The sequence below is a fragment of the Mesorhizobium sp. Cs1299R1N1 genome (assembly GCF_037179655.1).
In the GTDB taxonomy this organism is placed as follows: Bacteria; Pseudomonadota; Alphaproteobacteria; order Rhizobiales; family Rhizobiaceae; genus Mesorhizobium; species Mesorhizobium salmacidum.
This window is the reverse complement of sequence record NZ_JAPYKR010000018.1, coordinates 88,987-107,467: the sequence shown is the minus strand read 5'-3', so window position 1 is coordinate 107,467 and position 18,481 is coordinate 88,987. Positions and strand designations below refer to the sequence as shown.

Here is an 18,481-nt window from a genome sequence, read left to right as displayed (position 1 = left end):
GATCGACGCTGGCCGTGCCATGGGCGGCGGCGGCGCTCACCGAAAGGGTGTGGCTGTCGCTGGTGTCGACGTCGCTGAAGGTGACCTTGCCGGTCGCGACCTGCGCCGTGGCCGGAAGATCATCGCCTTCCGAGACATTGCCGGACTGCGCGGCCGAGGTGATCTGCGGCGCGTCGTTGGTGCCGGTGATGGTGATAACGACATCGCGGGTGACGACACCGCCATGCTGGTCGTCGAGCGTGACCGTATAGGTCTCATGCACAACCTGGCCGGCCGCGAGCTTGTCGAGGGCCGAATCCGCAGCAGTGAAGGTCCAGGTGACAAGACCGCCGGAGCCGGTGCCGGTGGTGTCGGTGGTCTTGACCGCGTTCAGCGAGCCGAGCTGGCCGCTATAGTCGGTGCCCTTGAACACCGCCGAGGCCAGATGCACGTCGGTAAGGTCGACGTCGCCAAATGCGATGGTGCCGGTCGCGGTCTCGGTCGGCGTGTGGGCATCCTCGGTGACGGCGCGAACAAGACTGGCAGCGCCAATCACCGGCGCGTCGTTGGTGCCGGTGATGGTAATAACGACATCGCGGGTGACGACACCGCCATGCTGGTCGTCGAGCGTGACCGTATAGGTCTCATGCACAACCTGGCCGGCCGCGAGCTTGTCGAGGGCCGAATCCGCAGCAGTGAAGGTCCAGGTGACAAGACCGCCGGAGCCGGTGCCGGTGGTGTCGGTGGTCTTGACCGCGTTCAGCGAGCCGAGCTGGCCGCTATAGTCGGTGCCCTTGAACACCGCCGAGGCCAGATGCACGTCGGTAAGGTCGACGTCGCCAAATGCGATGGTGCCGGTCGCGGTCTCGGTCGGCGTGTGGGCATCCTCGGTGACGGCGCCGACAAGAGTGGCAGCGCCCATCACCGCCTTGTCGTTGGTACCGGTGAACTGAACGGTGGCCGTAGCCCAGCTCAGCGTGCCGTTGCCGAGTTGAATGGCATAAGTTAGCTTGTCGGTAAGAACCTGGCCTGCCCCAAGCGCCTGAATTTTCGCGTCGATATCCGCCTTGTCGTAGTGGATCATACCATCCGTGCCGATCCAGATCCGTGCGCCCAAGGAACTCGTTTCCGCGGTCGCGACAGGAACAGCGAGTGCCGCAGCATCACTCGAATAGGCGGCATCACGAATGAGCAGGTCCGACGGCGCGGGTGTTTTCGTCGCCGTAAGAGCGCTATCTGCGTTGTCGATCGAGTAGAGCTGCTTGGCCGCCCCGCCAGAATCATTCGCCAGCACATTCAGGACAAGTACACTGCCGTTCACGTCTTCCGAAAAGATGAAGGCATCGTCCTGTGCCTGCGGTGTATTGGAGAACGACGTCGTAGTACCGCCGGCACCGGTGACCTGAGTAGCCATTTTTCAACCCCTGTTTTTTTACGCAGACGCCCCTACGCCTGTATGTTGATAGTCCTGTACGACCACGCTCTATCCGAGCGTCGATCCCAAAGATCGGCACACTGCTGGGTTGGAAGTGAAGTGCAGTGCATCATCAGCGAGCCTGCCGGAAGAAGAGCCGGCTGGAGCTTGCGGATGATGATCGCTTGATGGCGGCTGCGACACGGTGATCGCTGCGCTACGTCTCCCTGCCCCAATTGCTCGTCTAAAACGTCGGTTTCCGATCAGCGATTTTAGACGGTTCTTATATTAGGAGATTATTAACTCTATGATGCTGGAAACGTCAACGTCGTAGTTTGCAAACAGTTAATAGTTAAATGTTGAAGCAGAGCCACGGCCGCGGTGGCCCAGAGAACGTACCAAGAACTGTGATTTATTAGCATTTTCGGCGCGGGACCGACTGCGGCGACGTAAGAGGGCAGCCGTAGGAGCGTCAGCATAGCGCCGCCACAGGCGGGACGCTGGACCGACGGCCCCGGCGAGGAGTGCCGCGTAGGACGCATGTTGCGATAATATGATGGGGCCGCCCTTTATCGTGAGGCCGTAGAGAAGATGTTGCGGCTACTCGGCCATCCACTCTAACGGGACTCTCGGGGCTGTTGCGATCCGACGCGGCAGATTGGTCCCATGACCGACAGATTCGCCACCCAAATAACGACAATGGCGCCCGGAGGATCAGAGTCGATTCGTCATGAGCACTTGGGACGGCGCGAAAGCTCGGCCTGTTCGAAGATCGCCAATTGATCGTCGAGTTGAGGTAACGGGCGGTGCTCTCTCAGCCCGAATCTTGGCAAGTTCCCGCTTTATGAAAGGTTGATTGCGACGTTGCGCAGGAGCGCAACGGATTTTCGCATACCTTCCATCGCGGGCAACATCATGTCCTCGTGCTCGATTGACAAGACATCGTCGTAGCCAACCTGCTTGAGCGCGGTACAAAACTGCCGCCACCAGGTCTCACCGTGGCCGTATCCGAGTGTGATGTAATTCCAGGCCCGTTCGGCATAGAGGTTTGGGGGGCGCGGATCGAGCGTGCCGTCGATGGCCGCGGTGATTGGCTCAATCCGGGTATCCTTGGCGTGGACATAGTAGATGGCCGAGCCGAGCGCTCGAATGGCGGCAATCGGGTCCGCGCCCATCCACAGCGGATGACTGGGGTCATAGTTGGCGCCGACCGTTTCTCCGACAGCGTCACGGAGCTTGAACAATGTCTGGACATTGTACACGGCCTGATGGCCATGCAGCTCCAGGCACAGTTTGTGAATGCCGACATTGTTTGAAAACGCTACGAGGTCGCGCCAGTAGGGAATTATCCGCTCTTCCCACTGATAGCGCAGGATCTTGAGGCATTCCGGCGGCCAATCGGTGATGATCCAGTTCGGGTTGGCGTCACCCGGTCCGCCCGGCAGGCCCGACATCATTATTACACGATCGATCTCCATCAGGCCGGCCAGCCGAATGGTGTCCCGTGTCACGCTATGGTGGACGTTCCCCTGCGGTCCCGGGTGCAGTGGATTGCCCGAGCAATTGAGCGCTGCAATCGTCAGTCCGTGATCCCGGATCTTGGCAACGAATTCCTTGCGCGTGGCCGCGCTCGCCAGCATGGCCTGCAGGTCGATATGGGGCGCCGACGACCAGTTGCCGCAGGCGAACTCCAATGTCTGAAGTCCAAGCTCGGCCGAGGCGCGCAGCATCTCGTCGAATGAGAGGTCGGCGAGGCTGTCTGTAATCATCCCGATCTTCATCTGGAAGCTCCTCGTTTCGATTTGCACTAAAACCTGACGGTCTCGAACCTGCCCGACTTGGCGGAGGCAAGCGCTGCCTCGCACAGGATCATCGCTTTGCGGCCGTCGCTTGCCGTGACGTCCGGCCGTCGTCCTGTTTCGACGCAGATAATGAAATGATCGATCTCGGCAGCGTAGGACTCGGCATAGCGCTCAACGAAGAAGTAGTAGGGCTTGTCGCGCGATATCGCCTTTGCGCCTGATAGTTCGACCGATGTCGGGATCCTGTTGCCGGCTCGCAGCATCCCATCCGCGCCATGCACCTCGATGCGCTGGTCGTAGCCGTAGGCGGCCCTGACGCTGTTGTTAATGTGACACTGCCGGCCGGACGCCGTGCGCAGCACGAACATCGCGGTATCGTAGTCGCCCAGCTTGGCATATTGCGGCGCGACAAGTGACGACCCGGTCGCGAAGAGCTCCACCGGCTCCTCGCCCAACAGGTTTCGTGCCATGTCGAAGTCGTGGATGGTCATCTCCCGGAAGACGCCCCCTCCCCCGGCCAGCGCTTCCTCGGTTTCCGGTTCCGGATCCCGGCTGGTGATAATGATCTGTTCAACGGCGCCGATCTCGCCTTGCGCAAGGCGCGCCTTCAGCGCCCGAAAACTGGGGTCGAACCGACGGTTGAATCCGATCTGAAAGGGCACACCTGCCTTCTCGACAGCCACCAGACATTGATCCGTGCGCTTGAGATCAAGATCGATCGGCTTTTCACAGAAGATCGCCTTGCCCTTGGCGGCCGCGGCCATGGCCAGGTCCGCATGCGTTCTCGTTGCCGAAGCAATGAAAACCATGCGGATCGATGGGTCATTGATCGCGGTCTGGGTGTCGGCGATCTCAGCTCCTGTTAGGGCCGAGACCTTCGAAGCGGCCTCGGTGTTCGGATCAACGATGTAGCGCAGGCGCACCCGGGGATGGCGCGCCAGGTTGGCTGCATGCACCTGGCCGATAAGGCCCGCTCCGAATAGACAGACATCGATCATGCGCTTGATTTCCCTGAAAGGCCGCGTGGTGTCGGGCGGCCTTGAGCGTGGCCGGGACGGCGACTTGATTGAGGTGAGTGGCTGCCCAGCAGGGTCGTCATTTGACGGCTCCCATGGTCAGCCCGCGAACCAGATGGCGCTGCACCAGGAGCGCGAAGAAGACGATCGGCAGCGCGCCGATGACGCCGGCCGCCGACATCGAGGCCCAGTCGGTGTCGATGCGGCCGATCAGCGTGGCGGTGCCGCGCGGCATCGTCATCGCCCGCGGCGTGGCCGTCAGCGCCAGCGCGAACAGGAATTCGTTGAAAGTGACAAGCACGGCAAAGATGGCGGTCGCCGCGAGGCCGGGTGCTGCCAGCGGCAAGGTGATGCGCCGGAACGCACCGAAGCGGGAATCACCGTCGACCATAGCGGCTTCCTCGAGGTCCACGGGGATTTCGCGAAAAAAGCTCTCCATCATCCAGACGCAGAAGGTGATGTTGAAGGCGGTGTAGGTGGCGATCAAACCCAACCAGCTGTCGAGCAGGCCGAGCTTGAGCATCAGCAGATAGACCGGGATCAGGATGACGACCGGCGGCACGATGCGCAGCGTCAGCAGGAACAAGCCGACCTTGCGCTCCATCGCGAAAGGCAAGCGAAAGCGGGCGATCGCATAGGCGCCCATGGCGCCGGCGACCAGGGCGATCGCCACGGAGAAGAATGTCACCACCAGCGAGTTGGTCAGATAGGCGCCAAACTGCTTCTCCGTGAACAGCCTGATGTAATTGTCCAGTGTCGGAACATGCGGATAGAGCGTGCCTTCCTGGGTGATCTCGCGATTGGACTTCAGCGAGGTCGAGACGAGCCAGTAGATCGGCAAGAGGACGATGGCCAGCACCGCGCTCATTACCCCGATGCGGGTCAGACGACTGTTCATGATGCGTCGACCCTGCGCAAAAGCCGCACGGCGCTAAAGGCCAGGGCAAGCACCACGAGACCGATGGTGACGAAAAGTGCTGCCGCATAACCCGTCTGCTGGAACTTGAAGGCAGTGTCGTAGCCATAGATCGAGACCAGCCGCGTCGCCTCGCCCGGTCCGCCCCGGGTGAGCACGAACACCTGGTCGAACGTGCCGAAGGCGTCGATCGTTCGAAGCACGATGGCGATCGCCAGCACGGGCCGCATCATCGGAAAGGTCAGGTCGGCAAACACCCGCCAGTTGCCGGCGCCGTCGACGCGGGCAGCCTCGAAGGGTTCGTGCGGCAGCGACTGCAGGCCGGCCAGCAGGATCAGGAACATCAGGGGCGTCCATTCCCAGACATCGAGAACGACGAGGCCGATGAAGGCCTTGACGGGGCTGCCGAGGATCTGCACCTGGCCGCCGCCCATCCACTCGGAGATCGCCGTCAGCATACCGGCGTCGCTGGCATAGATCAGCCTGAAGACGATGGCGACGACGACCGGCGTGATCACCATCGGGATGATCAAAATGGTTCTGAGCAAGCGGATGCCGCGAAATTCCCGCAGGCAAAATAGCGCCAGGGCAAAGCCCAGGATCGCCTCGAAGATGACCGACAGGGCGACGAATTCGACCGTCACCCAGAGCGCGTTCAGAAACTGCGGATCGCTCCACAGCTGGATGTAGTTCTGCATGCCGACATCGGCGACGACCGAGCCGTAGCGATAGACCTTGGTGCTGGCGCGCAGACCGTCCCACAAGGGATAGACGAGCACGCCAAGCACGATCAGCACGCCTGGCGCCAGCATGAGATAAGGGAGGGCGAGGTCGAGCCCCGCCCCCTGCAGACGGTATTTGCGGCTCTGCGTCCCGCCGTTTGCCATCAATAGTAGCCGACCGAAGACAGGTAGTCCTTGACCTGCTTGGCGGCATTGTCCAATGCGGCCCCGCCACCCGAGCCAGCCTGCAGCGCCTTGTTGAGCTCGATGCCGAGCAGTTCCTCGACCTTGGCCCAGTCTGGCGTGCGCGGCCGCGGCAGCGCGCCGGCGTCGAGTTGCTGCAGAGCGACCGGGATCAGCCGGTTGCCGGGCTTGGCAATGCCGAAGGCGCTGCGCTTGACCGGAATGGAACCTGCTTCCGACAGCTTGGCCTGAATGTCGGCGCTGACATACCACTTCAGGAATTCGACCGAATTGGCCTTGTTGGGCGCCGATTTCGGAATGCCGGCGATGAAGATGCCCATCTGGGCGATCGCCGCAGTCTGCTTCGGCACGACACCGAAATCGAGCTTGCCCGCCACTTTGGTCTGCGTCGGATCGTCGGCCTTCAGCGCATTGCCCGAATACTGGATGATCGCGCCGGCGTCGCCGCCCAGGATCGCCGCACCTTCCTGATCCGAGTCGAATTCGACGACGCCGCTCGGCGCGTTCTGCTTCATGGTGCCGACGAAGAATTCGGCGGAGGCCTTGCCTTCGGCGGAATTGAAGACCGGGTTCCATTTGTCGTCGAAGAAGGATCCGCCAAACGACAGGAAGACCGGATACCAGCTGGTCACGATCGGATTTCCGGAAACACCGCGGAACACGACCGGATATTTGATCTTGCCAGCCGCAACGCCTTCCTTGCCCTTGGCGATGACTTCGTCCCAGGTCTTCGGCGCACCGCTCGTGTAGACATCGTTGCGGTAGGTCAGGGTCTGCAGATCGCCGACGAACGGCACGCAGATCAGCGTTGGCGTGGCAGTTTCGAAGCCTCTCACGCGTGCGCCCTTCTGCGGCGGCCAGTAGCCCATGTCGATCATCGAGCCGATCCAATCCTTGTCGCCGCCGTCGATGCCGGCCGCGCCGAGATCCTCGAGCACGTTGGCCGCGCCGAACTGCGGCACCCATGGATCGTCGAGAAGGTAGAGGTCGTACTGGCCGGCGCTGTTCTTGGCGTCGGCGAACCACTTCTCCAGCGTCACGCCATATTCATCCTCGAGGAATTCGATATCGAAGCCGGCATTCTTGGCGAGCGGGATGATCTTCTGTTTGAACGGCGTCAGGCCGCCATCGGCGAAAGCGCCGATGATCACCTTCTTGCCGGCCGCCCTGACCGGTACAGGCAGGCCGATTGCGGTAAGGGCGGTGCTGGCAAGCGCCAAGCCAAGTCCTCCCTTGAGTACGGAGCGGCGAGTAAGTCTGCTTCTGCTGGACTGTGTCATTTCACTCTCCATCACTGTTGACCCTGTGGACGGCTGTCAGGCCGGCCGAATTGAAGAAGCATGCGTTCGACACATCGAAGGTGACCGCGATATTGGCGCCGACCGCGCCCCTGAAGTCGCGGCCAGCGCGGACCGAGACATTGCCGCCGCCAAGCCGGACGTTGACCAACGTCTCGTTGCCCATGGGTTCGACGACATAGATCTCCCCGGGCAGTGCGTTGGGCGCGCCTGGCTTTGAAACGCTCATATCTTCCGGCCGCAGCCCGATCTCGACCACTTGCGCCGCGCGGCATGCCGCCAGCCGGGCGGCGGGAATCGCAACCGGCGTTCCACCGATCGCGATGCCTTCGTCGGCCAGTGTGACCGGAAGGATGTTCATCGGTGGATTGCCGACGAAGGTGGCGACGAAACGGTTGGCCGGGCGGTCGTAGATGTCGGCCGGCGGAGCCATCTGCTGCAGCTCCCCGCCGTGCATCACCGCGACGAAGTCCGCCATGGTCAAGGCCTCCACCTGGTCGTGGGTGACATAGAGGGTAGTTGCGCCGAGCCGCTGACAAAGCCGCTTGATCTCGCCGCGCATGGTCAGGCGCAACCTTGCGTCCAGGTTCGATAGCGGCTCGTCCATGAGGAAGGCCGCCGGATCGCGAACGATCGCGCGCGCAAGCGCCACGCGCTGCCTCTGGCCGCCGGAGAGCTGGCGCGGCCGCCGATCGAGCAGGTGGCCGATCTCGAGAACCGCTGCGACCTCATCGATCTTGGTGCGGCGCTCGCTGTCCGGCATGCTGCGGATCCACAGCGGATAGCCGATGTTCTCGCCAACAGTCATCTGCGGATAGAGCGCATAGCTCTGGAAGACCATGGCGATGTCGCGGTCGCGCGGCTGCAGCCGGGTGACCTCACGCTCGCCGATGAAGAGCTTGCCGGCGCTTGGCATGTCGAGGCCGGCCAGGATGCGCAGCGCCGTCGTCTTGCCGCAACCCGAAGGACCGAGCAGGGCCAGGAACATGTGGTCGGGGACGGCAAGGTCAAGCGAGCGCAAGACGTTCAGCGCGCCGTAGTTCTTGACCACACCTTTGTACAGGACAGAACTCATTGCCGCTCCCCAGCGCCCCGAAGGGTATCAGTTCTCCCGTTCCTTGACCTCGAAACCGGCCGTGAGGGCCAGGTCGCGCAGGTTGCGATAGCCCATCGTCGCATAGGTAAGCGGATGGGCCTTGCCAGGATCCTGTTCGGCCTCGACCACCAGCCAGCCGGCATAGCCATTGTCGGCCAGCACCCGCAAAAGCGTCAAATAGTCAATGGACCCATCTCCTGGCACGGTGAAGATGCCTTCCATCACCGCGCCCATGAAGCTCATATCCAGGGCGCGAGCGCGCTTCAGCACATCCGGTCGCACATCCTTGCAGTGCACGTGGACGACGCGGCCGACATGCCGCCGCAGCAGCGCCTCGGGATCGCCGCCGGAAAACAGGCAATGGCCGGTGTCATAGAGGAGGCCAACGGCTTGCCCTGAACTGGCCATCAGCCTGCCGATCTCGTGATCCGTCTCGATGATGGTTCCCATGTGATGGTGAAAGGCCATGCCGACGCCGAAATCCGCGAACCGTTCGGCCAGTCGCGTTATCTTGTTGCCGTAGGACTTCCACTCGCCGTCGGCAAGCTTGGGACGCTGTGAGATCGGATCGTGAATGGCGCCATGGCGGCCGCGCGATGTGTCGGCGTAGACGACGTGCTTGGCGCCGAGGTCGCGCAGCAGCATCAGATGCGGCAGGATGGCGTCGAATTCCTCCTCGACCTCCTTTTCGCAGATCCGGCCATCGTACCAGCCGGAGACCAGTTCAAGGCCATGGGCCGCGAGAACCGCAGCCAGCGCCTTGCTGGCACGCGGGAACTTGCCGCCGAGCTCCGTTCCCGCATAGCCGGCTTCGGCCGTTTCGGAAAGGCAGACCTCGAGTGGTATATCCCCGCCCAGCTCGGGCACGTCGTCGTTGCTCCATGTGATCGGATTTATGCCTATGCGGACAGCCATTATCGCTCCTCATCGTACAGGCCACGCCATTGCTGGCGGCGCCTCATCCGAACCAATCAGGTCGGTGAAGGCGTTCCGCTTGTGGTCTGTCTGGCCAGTCGTTCCCTCTTGCTTTTCATTTAGGCGCCGATCTGTCTCCATCGCGAGAGCCAGTTTGGCGGGAAGTGAAGGTGCCAGTTTCAATTGGCGCGGCGCGCGCCTAAGCTCGATCCGCTCTCTAGCCGCGAGGCCTTTCCGATGCAGATATCAAGGCGAAGGCGCCAAGCTTTTCCGATGGACGCGCTGATTATCGATCGGACAATCGATGAACCGATCCATCGCCAGCTCTATCGGCAGATTGCCGACATGATCCGTGGGCGTCGCCTGGCGCCGGGATCGGAATTGCCATCGACGCGCGCGCTGGCTGAGGATCTGGGCCTCGCCCGTAACACTATCGTAGGTGCGTATGACCAGTTGGCGACGGAAGGCTATCTGGTAACCCGGCAGGGCGCGCGCGCGGTGGTCATCGACCTGCCCGTGAACTCGACCGATCAGGGCAGCAAACCCATTGCCACGGCAGTCCATCGACCGCTTTCCAAGCGCGGCGAGAGCCTGATGCAGCAACCCTTCCATCACGGATCGCCGGGACGCTTTGCCTTTCATCCGGGCATGCCGGACCCGCAAAACTTCCCGTTTGGCGTCTGGGGCAGGCTGCTCGCACGCCGGGCAACGTTTGGCGCCGACATGTTGTTCGGTACCTATCATGTGACCGGCCTGCCGGCGCTCAAGGAGGCGATTGCCGGCTATCTGATCTCGGCCAGGGGGGTGCGGTGTTCTCCCGAACAGATCGTCGTGACGACGGGAGCACAGGCGGCGTTCGATCTGCTGGCGCGTCTGCTGCTCGATCCGGGCGACACGGTCTGGCTGGAGGAACCGGGCTATTACGCGGCCAAGGCGACTTTCACCGTCGCTGGTGCCAATATTGTGCCGCTTGTCGTTGACCACGACGGCTGGCAGATGAGCCCGCCCGAGGTTTCACCGCGCCTGATCTATGTGACGCCCGCCTGCCAGCATCCCTTGGGGATCACGATGCGCATGGACCAGCGGCTGCGACTGTTCGAAATCGCCGAGCGCAACAATTCCTGGATCATCGAAGATGATTTCGACGGCGAGTACAGATTTCAGGGAAGGCCGGTCCCCGCCATACAGAGCATGGATTACGCTGACCGGGTCATCTATGTCGGCACCTTTGCCAAGCTGCTGTTTCCAGCGCTCAGGCTGGGGTTCATGGTCTTGCCCACCGCCTTGTGCAAGGGCATTCCGCATGCACTGAGCACCACCGGGCAGTTCGCACCCCTGGTGCTTCAGGCGGCGCTGGCCGATTTCATCGATGAGGGCCACATGAGCCGCCACCTCAAGCGCATGCGTCGCATCTACGCCGAGCGACGTAAGCTTTTCTACGAATTGTGCGAGACCGAACTGGCCGATCACATGACCCTTTCGGCGGCGGAAGCCGGTATCCAGGTCGTTGCCTCGCTTCACGAACGTTGCGACGATCGGGCGGTCGTGCATTGCGCTGACAAACTCGGTGTCAACGCATCGCCGCTGTCGAAATATTACTGGTCATCGTCGGGCAATGGCCTGGTGCTTGGCTATGCCGCCTGCAACAAGGCCGAGAGCGAAGCGGGTATCCGACGTCTACGCCAGGCCATCGAGCACGTGCGGACTTTGTCGTGAGTCCGTCTGCCGCCATGAACTGGTGGTTGGCGCCGCCAGATTGGTCGAGTGTTGCCAACTACTCGGCGCTAACTACTTCCGGGTTGTCTGAAGGGTGAAACATCCGGAAATTGGGCGGACTGAATGGCAGGCCCAGAGGATTTACAAGGTTTGTTGAGACTTGCCGCTTCGCTGCAGTCCGCCGTCGCCGATCCCGCTGCACAGCGTGGTCGGCTATGCGCCGAATGCTCCTCTGGAGCCTGTTGTGCGGCCGGCTCGACCCTACCGGCAAAGGTTAGTTCACCTATCGGCCAATGTTGAAAAGCTATCCTAATGTGGCCGACCAAAAGACCCCGATGGCTCCGACCCTGTTTTATATCATCGCAGTTGGGAACTACACACCTAGGACTTTTGCTCTGGAGGGAGAGAGATCCTTTCCCGTACGGACTGCTCCGTCGTGTCAGCCGCGGACTTGACGATTTCACCAATCTGGTCGGCCACCGTGCCTGGTTGCGTGTCCTGCCGTCCAGCTTCCTGCTTGATCGTCTCATAGGCGTCTGCGGCAACGTGCTTGGCCTGATCGACGCCTTGCTCGAGCATGCTCTCCGAGCTCTGGCGAAGCTTCTCGCGATATCCGCCCAGTTGCTCATCCTCCATCGCGGTATGGGGCAGCATGGCGCCTATCGCGGCGCCGATGGCGAGACCGACCGCCGCAACGGCCAAGGGCTGATCATTCAATAGCACCTGTGCCGAGCGGCTGGCTTTCGCAGCCATGTCGCCGGCCGTCGATCCTGCACTGGCAGCGTTGCTCGTCAGTCCTTCGGCGGCCCCCCTTGCTGCTCCTGATATTGTGGCGCCAACGCTGCTTGCGGCCGACGAGAGCGATTCAGCGGTTTCGGAGAGCGTGCTGCCCAAGCCGGCCCCCTCCGCCTCGTCACGCCTGCTGGGGGGAGTAGTCGCCGCATACGCGGCCGGGCCGCGGCTGCCGTTCGACGGACCGCTGCCCAGCATCAGCCAAGCCAGACCTGCGCCCACCATGGTCACGGGCAAAGGATTGTCCCTGACCTGTGTTCTCAGGTTGTCGAGCATGGCCGAACTTTCTCCCCCGGAGAAGATGCCGGTGAATTCGTCCAGCAATTGCCCCGGTGTCATCTTGCCTCGAATGGATTCGGCGGTTTCCACCACCCTGGCGCGCGCGGCCTCCGCCTCGCGTTCAAGTTCGGCTGCGGATTTCTCGGTCATCTCACTTGTTCCTTGATCACATTCGCGTCGCGCCTGAGCTGTTCCTGGGTCCGCTCGGGAGTCAGTTCGGAAGGCGCCATGCTTGCCGTCCCGGTGCGCAGCAGGATAACGCCAAGAATTGCCACCACCACGCCGACCAACAGGGAGGACCACCCGGCGCCCAGCCCTGCCCGCGTCAATGCGATGACCAGTGCTTGCAGCAGCACGATCAGGGCCGCGAGCAGGCAGATTGCTCCGCCCAGCACCTCGGCGGCGCCAGCGCCCGTCTTGGTAAGCTTTTCTGACAGCTCGGCCCGCAGAAGCCTGGCTTCGGTTTGCACCAGCGTGGTGACGTTTTGGGCCAAGTCGGTCACCAGGGTCGCGAGGCTGGGATTGTCCTGCGTGTTCATCTGTCTTGCTCCGCATGCTGCGTGGCCAGATCGTCATCTGTGCGGTCATGTCCTCGGGACCCGTCCGTCGACCGATCAGCAGATCGAGCGGTCTGGGTGTTGGCTTCTCGGGAGGCACTCCGAGCTGCTTGGGGGCTCGTCGGAGGGGAAGCTTTCATGAAGCGTCCAAGCGCCAATCCGGCCAATACGGAGCCAGCGAGCAGGGCCCCGGGGTTTTGCCTGCCGAAGGACTGCACATCCTCAAGCACCTGGCCGAACGGTTTTTGTTTCAACGAGGAGGAAAGCCGCTCCAGGCCGCCGGCGGCGTCCAAGGCAAATTTCGATGCAGTCCTTTCATCATTGTTGGCCAGGTGATCACTGGCCGCGCGTAGGGCGCCGCCCAACGCCGCCAAGCTCGATGCGATGTCGCGCTGCGTCTCCTGCGCCTTGTCTGAAACAACCTGCGTGGCTTCTGTCGCGTAGTCGCCAGCCTTGCGGCTCAATTCGTCGCGAGCATTGTGAAGCAACTCGCTCGCGCGCTCTTGTTCCCGATCAAGCCTGTCGGAAACGTCAGTTGTCGCCTTGTCGAAATCAGTGGGTTTACGGCCCTGGCCATCATTACGTTGCATGGGTCACCTAGTGAAAACCGAGGAAGGAGAGGACCGCGAGCACGACAACGACGAGGCCGATAAGATAGATGACACTGTTCATGGCACGTTCCTCCGTGCTGCCCAACTTCATGGAACCTGCGATGTTCCGTCGGCAAAGAGCTTTTTGAGGTCCAAGAGCAACGCAGGCAGAGTTGCCGAAAGTTCCTTCTGAGAAGAATGCCTTCCGAGCCAATCCATTAAGCCACCATCAAAGTGCGCGTGAGAGAAATCGCTGGTGCCGTCGCGGGCTTGGCTGCGCGCGACGCCGTCGCTGGGCAGCTAGCTGGGCTGATGGGCCGTCAAAGCGCAGATGTGATACAAAGCGCACTGCAAAGCGCATCCAGCAAGGCGGGCGACATGCAGATCGTCAATCTCGACTGGAAGGAACTGGACGGCCCCAACGTCGAGCCGCCAACACGGCGCGGTTTCGGCACGACGCTGCTGGCGAGGGTGGTGGCAGTGCAATGCGATGCCAGCATCCAGCTGAATTATCTTCGGGAGGGCCTGCATTTTCACCATGGCGCTGCCATTGCGCGAGATCAGGCTGGTGCCGGCCTACTCATGAAGCCGATAGCAGTGCCGCTTTGGCGATAGCCCGCGCAAGGCTTCGCTGATATTGATGGCAGCCGGAAAATTCCTGGATGCACCAGATGACATCGAATTCGGATAAGGCGGAGACGGTCGAGCAGTTGCTCGAAACGCCGGACCTTGCCAGCGCGCTTGAAAGCGAACAATTCAAGAAGTTCCTCGACCAGGTGCCAATTGCAATCGCCGTTTCGGATGTCAGCGGGCAAGAACGTGTCGTCTATGCCAATCCGGAGTTCGAGAAACTGTCCGGTCTGAAGGCGGCCAAGCTCGCCCAGAAGCATTGGGCGGCACTTTCCGGCATCGGCCTGCACCAGCAGAAGGATCGCGCGCTATCAAGTGCGGTGGTCGACGAAACCGATTTCGTCGGGACCTTCCGACTGGAGCGGGGCGAGGACAAGCCTGCAATCGTCGACGTCTATTCCAACGTCATCGAGGATGACAATGGCAGAGCCTGCTTCCGGCTGGTGGCTCTGGTCGACGTCTCGGCCCATGGCGAGACCGAAGATGCGCGCTCGATCGAGGAGCGCGTTCGCGAGAAGGACACGCTGTTGCGGGAATTGCAGCACCGGGTGAAGAACAATCTGCAGATGATCACCGCCCTGATCCGCCTCGAAACACGCAATGCGACCGAGCCGCACCGCAACCGCTTCGAAAGACTGGCCGGCCGCGTCGACGCCCTGGCCATCCTTTATCAGACCCTTTCGGGCGAGGAGCACAAGGAGGAGGTCGATCTCGGCGTTTATCTCAGTCAGATCGCGTCGGCCGTAATGGCCTCGCATGCCGTCGAGGGCATTCGCCTCGACATGAAAGTGGACACCTATCCGGTCTCGGTCAACGTTGCTATGCCCACCGGCTTGGTGGTCAACGAACTGCTGACCAATGCGCTCAAGCATGCATTTCGCGGGCGCGACAGTGGGACGATCACCCTGCACAGCGTCGTAAACGGCGATGGTTGCCGCATCGTCGTTGCCGATGATGGGATCGGGTTGCCGGAAGGCGAGAGCTGGCCCAAGCAAGGCAAGCTCGGCGCGCTCATTGCACAGTCGCTGAGCGAGAACGCCAAAGCGGAGTTCCATGTGACTTCCAGCGCTGACGAAGGCACGCGGGTCACAATCGTGTTCAAGCGCTCTGCCGCCGAAGGCTAGGCTGGATTACAACCGAACCCGTTCTTCTTCTCCCACGTTGAAACTGGTCGACCTGCCTTAAGTTAATCGCAGAAAGTCGACGGAAGGCACGCAACAGGTTTTGGCTCTTCTCTCTTCCTCTAACGAGCAACCACCCCTCCGGGGTTCGTGGGGTCGGTCCGCGACGATAGACCCTGACGGGCCTAACGTTGGTCTTGGTCTCCTCCGCCATGGGAGAAGGATTGGAGTTCCTGCATGTCGACGCTTTCATCGCCGTCCTCGTCGACAGCGTTGAAAATCCGCCCAATGAAATCCTGAACCTCCGTCTGCGACAGCGCACCATCACCATTGGTGTCAATGACAGCAAACATGATGCGTATTTTTGCGCCCTGCATCATATCGGCTGCCGCTCTGCGGCCATGTCTCATGCGCCGCGTTTCACGATCGCTCATTTCGTCGTCCTGAAGCGTTGGGACGCTATGCAGCCGCTCTGGCCCAGGGCCTCGGTCCATTTCTGTCCTCTCCTGCAGCATCTCACCCATCATCTGGCGCATCATCCGACGCATAGCGTCCTGGTTCTGTCCGGCCTCTCCGGCGGTCTGATTCTGGGCTGGTACTGCGGGCTTGGGATCTGTCGATTGAGCAAAAGCCGACGAGGCGAGCATAGCGAACGCCGCGGCTAATACTGTAGTTGTGAAGGGTCGTGCCATTGGGATCTCCTTTGACGATTGCCACGCCGACTACCCGGCGTACCGCCCAACCAGCAGCTCAGTTCATGGTTCCTGGGAATCAGGCGCAAAAGCGCCGACTTCTCCTGCTGTAGGGCCGGCACATCTGAGAACGGAGCCGATCATAGTCGACGAGGTGCCCAACGAGGGCGTGCAAGCAGCGCGATCTACCCGGTCGTATGCTACGCGGTTAACAACCATCGGCCCTTAGCGATCTCACCATGCGAACGACAATCGAATCATAGGGGAGCTTTTCGGCGCGGCTATAGTTGACGGTAAACAGGGCCGCACGATCGCCGCAGACTTTGATGGCGCGAACATACAGGATCTGCCCGTCCTTCACGCCCGAATAGCTGGCCCATTGCGGCCTCACTCGCCTATAGGTCAGCCTCCAGCCTTCGGTTTCGTTTACTGCCATGCGATGCTCAATCTCGGTGCGAAAACTCGCCTTGCCGAGTTGCGCGCCCCACACGGCAAGAAATGCTTTATTTTCGCCCTCGAAGGCTGCCCCTTGATCGGAACGCTGAGTCAGCACAAACCCAGGTGGAACATCGAACACGAAGCCAAAGTGCTTGATTCCGAAGGCCTGCCATCCCTGAGCACCGAGCAGCGATGTGGGCATCATCGTGATAACTACACTCAGCAGAATATGGAGAACATGTCTCATGGCGTGATCCTAGCGCCTCGGCGGCCCGCGCCAGGTCTGTGTGCACGTCGTCGAGCAGCGTCGGCTCGCCCGAGGCATTCGTTTGGTGATCGACTGGGTTGCCGCTTGGGGCCATTTAGTTAGTGGCATAGGGAAAATCCCTGGTGATCCTGGCAATTAGGCCGCGCAAAAAGCCTGTCAGCCCTGGAAAGTGCTTCCAGCGTCTGCGCGCCAATGCCCGTTTCCACCTTCTGAGGTCCGCTCGGCTCGTTCGGGCCGGAGCCAAACCCAAGGTGTCCCTTTTTTAAGGCGGCGACAGCACTCTCGGAATTAGTCTCGCCCGCTCGGCAGCAGCGTGAAGCACCGCGTCAGCTCGGCGTTCAATCCTTCAAAGCGTCCCGAATTGCGTCCTTTGCCTTGCCAACCCCTTTTTGCAGGCTGCCTTCGGCCTTGTCGGCGGCTCCGTCAGCGCGAAGCTTGTCATCACCCGTTGCCTTACCGATTTTGTCCTTTACCTCGCCGCGCAGCTTCTTTGCTGAGCCCTTGACTTGGTCCTTGTGCATGGTTCTTCTCCTCGTTTGATCAGAACCAACGTGTGCGATATCTGAAATGTTCCAGAGGAGCAGGATCGGAGTAGCCCCGCGCTGGGCCCGTGCCACACCACGTCCACATCCCCACGCGCTAACATCATTGCACACCTTCCCAGTTACGGACAAATGGCGCGGGTGATGAACACCGTTCTCCCGCAGTTGATTGCACCTTTTGCCCTCGAACAGCCACCGAAGCTTTGAATGGACGGACGTGTACTGAGCATTTCGAGGGGAAACGTTTTAGTTTCATCGACGTTGTTCCTGGGCTCGTGTCAGATCAGGGAAACATCGATGGACAACGAAGGCACATCCGCTCTCCACGGTGATAACCCGGTCGCCGTTACCGATCGCGCTATGCCTGACGTAAAGGAATTGGCTGCAATAGCTTTCCAACGGACGCGAATGCCGATGGTGGTGACTGATGCCACCCAGAAAGATTTCCCTATCGTGCTGGCGAACCAAGCTTTTCTGAACCTCACGCGCTATGGGACGAGTGAGGTACTTGGACGCAACTGCCGGTTTCTTCAAGGCCCAGCGACATCCCCTGCGGCGATCGCCGAGATCCGAGCAGGATTGCAGGAGGAGCGTGAGATCAACGTCGAGTTGCTGAACTACCGAAAAGATGGATCGGCGTTCTGGAATCTGCTGCACATCAGTCCAATCCATGATGACGATGGCCGTCTGGTTTACCATTTCGCATCTCAAATAGACCGCACAGATTTTCGCAGGATCGAGAGCCTGGAAGCGTCAGAGCATCGGTTGCTTTTGGAGGTGGACCATCGAGCCAACAATGTACTTGCCCTTGTCGACAGCATCGTGCGCTTGACGAGATCTGACGACGCCGCGCTATATGCCGCCTCCGTCCAAAGACGCATACAGGCCCTGGCTAGGGCGCATGGCTTGTTGTCGCAGCGGGCCTGGCACGAGATTCCATTGCGGGAAACAATCTCATCTCAAATTGAGCCGTACGGAGCGACACGCGCTCTGCTGGATGGTCCTGATGTCATGCTTGCAGCACATTCTGTTCAGCCGTTGGCGCTGTTCATTCACGAACTAGCAGTCAACGCGGCTTCCCACGGCTCGCTCTCGAAAGAGAGGGGTCAGCTACAAATCAAATGGCAAGCCAGACCGCAGAATAGTGGTTTCGTCCTCGTGTGGGAGGAAACCGGGGGACCACCCCCACCTACGTCTCCGCCAGAAGGTTTTGGAACGTTGATGACCGAAGCTACAATTCGCCGACAGCTTAAGGGATCACTAAACCGCGAGTGGTCCGATCAAGGGCTAAGGATCGTAGCTGAAGTGCCCAACGTCACAGTCTCGCGGTAAAGAGACTGCATGGGTCCACGGCGGTCTCTGCCTAGCATTGTGCTCGCACCTGAACGCCATCGCTCTTCTATCTGGTTTGCAGGATGGCTGCTTCGGCAGCGACAAAGCTGCTGCCGTAGGCCAAAGCTTGCGGAAATGAAGAGCAAAGGCGGAGCGGTTCCG

At 60.9% G+C, this 18,481-nt stretch carries 18 protein-coding genes; 4 read left to right on the top strand and 14 right to left on the bottom strand.

The window, feature by feature from the left end; translation table 11 throughout:
- From O7A70_RS29710 to iolE, 8 genes are all read right to left on the bottom strand, one after another.
- Positions 1 to 1,393: VCBS domain-containing protein (locus O7A70_RS29710; RefSeq protein ID WP_337143518.1), on the bottom strand; the 1,393-nt coding region annotated here is incomplete at its 3' end.
- An 842-nt stretch (positions 1,394 to 2,235) separates the two neighbouring features.
- Positions 2,236 to 3,174: a sugar phosphate isomerase/epimerase family protein gene (locus tag O7A70_RS29705; RefSeq protein WP_337143517.1), complete on the bottom strand. Its 939-nt coding sequence runs from the start codon at positions 3,172 to 3,174 to the stop codon at positions 2,236 to 2,238.
- Between the two features lie 26 nt (positions 3,175 to 3,200).
- The gene (iolG, locus tag O7A70_RS29700; RefSeq protein ID WP_337143516.1) at positions 3,201 to 4,193 is read right to left on the bottom strand and encodes an inositol 2-dehydrogenase; all 993 of its coding nucleotides are present in this window, start codon (positions 4,191 to 4,193) and stop codon (positions 3,201 to 3,203) included.
- Between the two features lie 97 nt (positions 4,194 to 4,290).
- Positions 4,291 to 5,109 (bottom strand): carbohydrate ABC transporter permease, encoded by an 819-nt coding sequence (locus O7A70_RS29695; RefSeq protein WP_337143515.1) that lies wholly within the window; start codon positions 5,107 to 5,109, stop codon positions 4,291 to 4,293.
- Entirely contained in the window at positions 5,106 to 6,014 is a 909-nt protein-coding gene (locus tag O7A70_RS29690; protein WP_337143514.1) for a carbohydrate ABC transporter permease, read from the bottom strand. The genes O7A70_RS29695 and O7A70_RS29690 overlap by 4 nt, the downstream gene beginning before the upstream one ends.
- Positions 6,014 to 7,333, bottom strand: a complete 1,320-nt coding sequence (locus tag O7A70_RS29685; RefSeq protein ID WP_337143513.1) for an extracellular solute-binding protein — start codon at positions 7,331 to 7,333, stop codon at positions 6,014 to 6,016. Before O7A70_RS29685 ends, O7A70_RS29690 begins: the two co-directional genes overlap by 1 nt.
- A 1-nt stretch (position 7,334) precedes the next feature.
- Positions 7,335 to 8,426, bottom strand: a complete 1,092-nt coding sequence (locus O7A70_RS29680) for an ABC transporter ATP-binding protein (protein WP_337143512.1) — start codon at positions 8,424 to 8,426, stop codon at positions 7,335 to 7,337.
- 27 nt (positions 8,427 to 8,453) lie between these two features.
- A complete protein-coding gene (iolE, locus tag O7A70_RS29675) occupies positions 8,454 to 9,362 on the bottom strand; it encodes a myo-inosose-2 dehydratase (RefSeq protein WP_337143511.1) in 909 nt (302 codons plus the stop codon).
- A 273-nt stretch (positions 9,363 to 9,635) separates the two neighbouring features.
- On the opposite strand from iolE, the gene mocR reads away from it, so the two are divergent.
- A complete protein-coding gene (gene mocR, locus O7A70_RS29670) occupies positions 9,636 to 11,078 on the top strand; it encodes a rhizopine catabolism transcriptional regulator MocR (protein ID WP_337143510.1) in 1,443 nt (480 codons plus the stop codon).
- 381 nt (positions 11,079 to 11,459) lie between these two features.
- Here the strand turns inward: mocR and O7A70_RS29665 are convergent, their stop codons facing one another.
- From O7A70_RS29665 to O7A70_RS29655, 3 genes are read right to left on the bottom strand one after another with little or no spacing between them, the layout of a single operon-like run.
- A complete protein-coding gene (locus O7A70_RS29665) occupies positions 11,460 to 12,299 on the bottom strand; it encodes a hypothetical protein (RefSeq protein WP_337143509.1) in 840 nt (279 codons plus the stop codon).
- Entirely contained in the window at positions 12,296 to 12,688 is a 393-nt protein-coding gene (locus O7A70_RS29660) for a phage holin family protein (protein WP_337143508.1), read from the bottom strand. The genes O7A70_RS29665 and O7A70_RS29660 overlap by 4 nt, the downstream gene beginning before the upstream one ends.
- Positions 12,685 to 13,296 (bottom strand): hypothetical protein, encoded by a 612-nt coding sequence (locus tag O7A70_RS29655; RefSeq protein WP_337143507.1) that lies wholly within the window; start codon positions 13,294 to 13,296, stop codon positions 12,685 to 12,687. The genes O7A70_RS29660 and O7A70_RS29655 overlap by 4 nt, the downstream gene beginning before the upstream one ends.
- A gap of 378 nt (positions 13,297 to 13,674) precedes the next feature.
- On the opposite strand from O7A70_RS29655, the gene O7A70_RS29650 reads away from it, so the two are divergent.
- The gene (locus O7A70_RS29650; protein ID WP_337143506.1) at positions 13,675 to 13,911 is read left to right on the top strand and encodes a hypothetical protein; all 237 of its coding nucleotides are present in this window, start codon (positions 13,675 to 13,677) and stop codon (positions 13,909 to 13,911) included.
- Positions 13,912 to 13,967: 56 nt separating this feature from the next.
- Positions 13,968 to 15,050, top strand: a complete 1,083-nt coding sequence (locus O7A70_RS29645; protein ID WP_337143505.1) for a sensor histidine kinase — start codon at positions 13,968 to 13,970, stop codon at positions 15,048 to 15,050.
- Between the two features lie 182 nt (positions 15,051 to 15,232).
- Here O7A70_RS29645 and O7A70_RS29640 read toward each other — a convergent pair whose 3' ends face one another.
- From O7A70_RS29640 to O7A70_RS29630, 3 genes are all read right to left on the bottom strand, one after another.
- Positions 15,233 to 15,739 carry an EF-hand domain-containing protein gene (locus O7A70_RS29640; protein WP_337143504.1) on the bottom strand — a complete coding sequence of 169 codons (507 nt, stop codon included), beginning with the start codon at positions 15,737 to 15,739 and terminating at the stop codon, positions 15,233 to 15,235.
- Between the two features lie 208 nt (positions 15,740 to 15,947).
- Positions 15,948 to 16,424 carry a hypothetical protein gene (locus tag O7A70_RS29635; protein ID WP_337143503.1) on the bottom strand — a complete coding sequence of 159 codons (477 nt, stop codon included), beginning with the start codon at positions 16,422 to 16,424 and terminating at the stop codon, positions 15,948 to 15,950.
- Between the two features lie 359 nt (positions 16,425 to 16,783).
- The gene (locus O7A70_RS29630) at positions 16,784 to 16,966 is read right to left on the bottom strand and encodes a CsbD family protein (RefSeq protein WP_337143502.1); all 183 of its coding nucleotides are present in this window, start codon (positions 16,964 to 16,966) and stop codon (positions 16,784 to 16,786) included.
- A gap of 318 nt (positions 16,967 to 17,284) precedes the next feature.
- Between O7A70_RS29630 and lov the strand changes: the two genes are divergently transcribed.
- Positions 17,285 to 18,319, top strand: coding sequence for a blue-light-activated histidine kinase (gene lov, locus O7A70_RS29625; protein WP_337143501.1), 1,035 nt, complete (start codon positions 17,285 to 17,287; stop codon positions 18,317 to 18,319).
- Positions 18,320 to 18,481 lie beyond the last annotated feature (162 nt).

Excerpts from the sequence above, each read along its gene's own strand:
- O7A70_RS29705 (WP_337143517.1), bottom strand. The coding sequence starts at position 3,174 with ATGAAGATCGGGATGATTACAGACAGCCTCGCCGACCTCTCATTCGAC.
- iolG (WP_337143516.1), bottom strand. The coding sequence starts at position 4,193 with ATGATCGATGTCTGTCTATTCGGAGCGGGCCTTATCGGCCAGGTGCAT.
- O7A70_RS29695 (WP_337143515.1), bottom strand. The coding sequence starts at position 5,109 with ATGAACAGTCGTCTGACCCGCATCGGGGTAATGAGCGCGGTGCTGGCC.
- O7A70_RS29690 (WP_337143514.1), bottom strand. The coding sequence starts at position 6,014 with ATGGCAAACGGCGGGACGCAGAGCCGCAAATACCGTCTGCAGGGGGCG.
- O7A70_RS29685 (WP_337143513.1), bottom strand. The coding sequence starts at position 7,333 with ATGACACAGTCCAGCAGAAGCAGACTTACTCGCCGCTCCGTACTCAAG.
- O7A70_RS29680 (WP_337143512.1), bottom strand. The coding sequence starts at position 8,426 with ATGAGTTCTGTCCTGTACAAAGGTGTGGTCAAGAACTACGGCGCGCTG.
- iolE (WP_337143511.1), bottom strand. The coding sequence starts at position 9,362 with ATGGCTGTCCGCATAGGCATAAATCCGATCACATGGAGCAACGACGAC.
- mocR (WP_337143510.1), top strand. The coding sequence starts at position 9,636 with ATGGACGCGCTGATTATCGATCGGACAATCGATGAACCGATCCATCGC.
- O7A70_RS29665 (WP_337143509.1), bottom strand. The coding sequence starts at position 12,299 with ATGACCGAGAAATCCGCAGCCGAACTTGAACGCGAGGCGGAGGCCGCG.
- O7A70_RS29660 (WP_337143508.1), bottom strand. The coding sequence starts at position 12,688 with ATGAACACGCAGGACAATCCCAGCCTCGCGACCCTGGTGACCGACTTG.
- O7A70_RS29655 (WP_337143507.1), bottom strand. The coding sequence starts at position 13,296 with ATGCAACGTAATGATGGCCAGGGCCGTAAACCCACTGATTTCGACAAG.
- O7A70_RS29650 (WP_337143506.1), top strand. The coding sequence starts at position 13,675 with ATGCAGATCGTCAATCTCGACTGGAAGGAACTGGACGGCCCCAACGTC.
- O7A70_RS29645 (WP_337143505.1), top strand. The coding sequence starts at position 13,968 with ATGACATCGAATTCGGATAAGGCGGAGACGGTCGAGCAGTTGCTCGAA.
- O7A70_RS29640 (WP_337143504.1), bottom strand. The coding sequence starts at position 15,739 with ATGGCACGACCCTTCACAACTACAGTATTAGCCGCGGCGTTCGCTATG.
- O7A70_RS29635 (WP_337143503.1), bottom strand. The coding sequence starts at position 16,424 with ATGAGACATGTTCTCCATATTCTGCTGAGTGTAGTTATCACGATGATG.
- O7A70_RS29630 (WP_337143502.1), bottom strand. The coding sequence starts at position 16,966 with ATGCACAAGGACCAAGTCAAGGGCTCAGCAAAGAAGCTGCGCGGCGAG.
- lov (WP_337143501.1), top strand. The coding sequence starts at position 17,285 with ATGGACAACGAAGGCACATCCGCTCTCCACGGTGATAACCCGGTCGCC.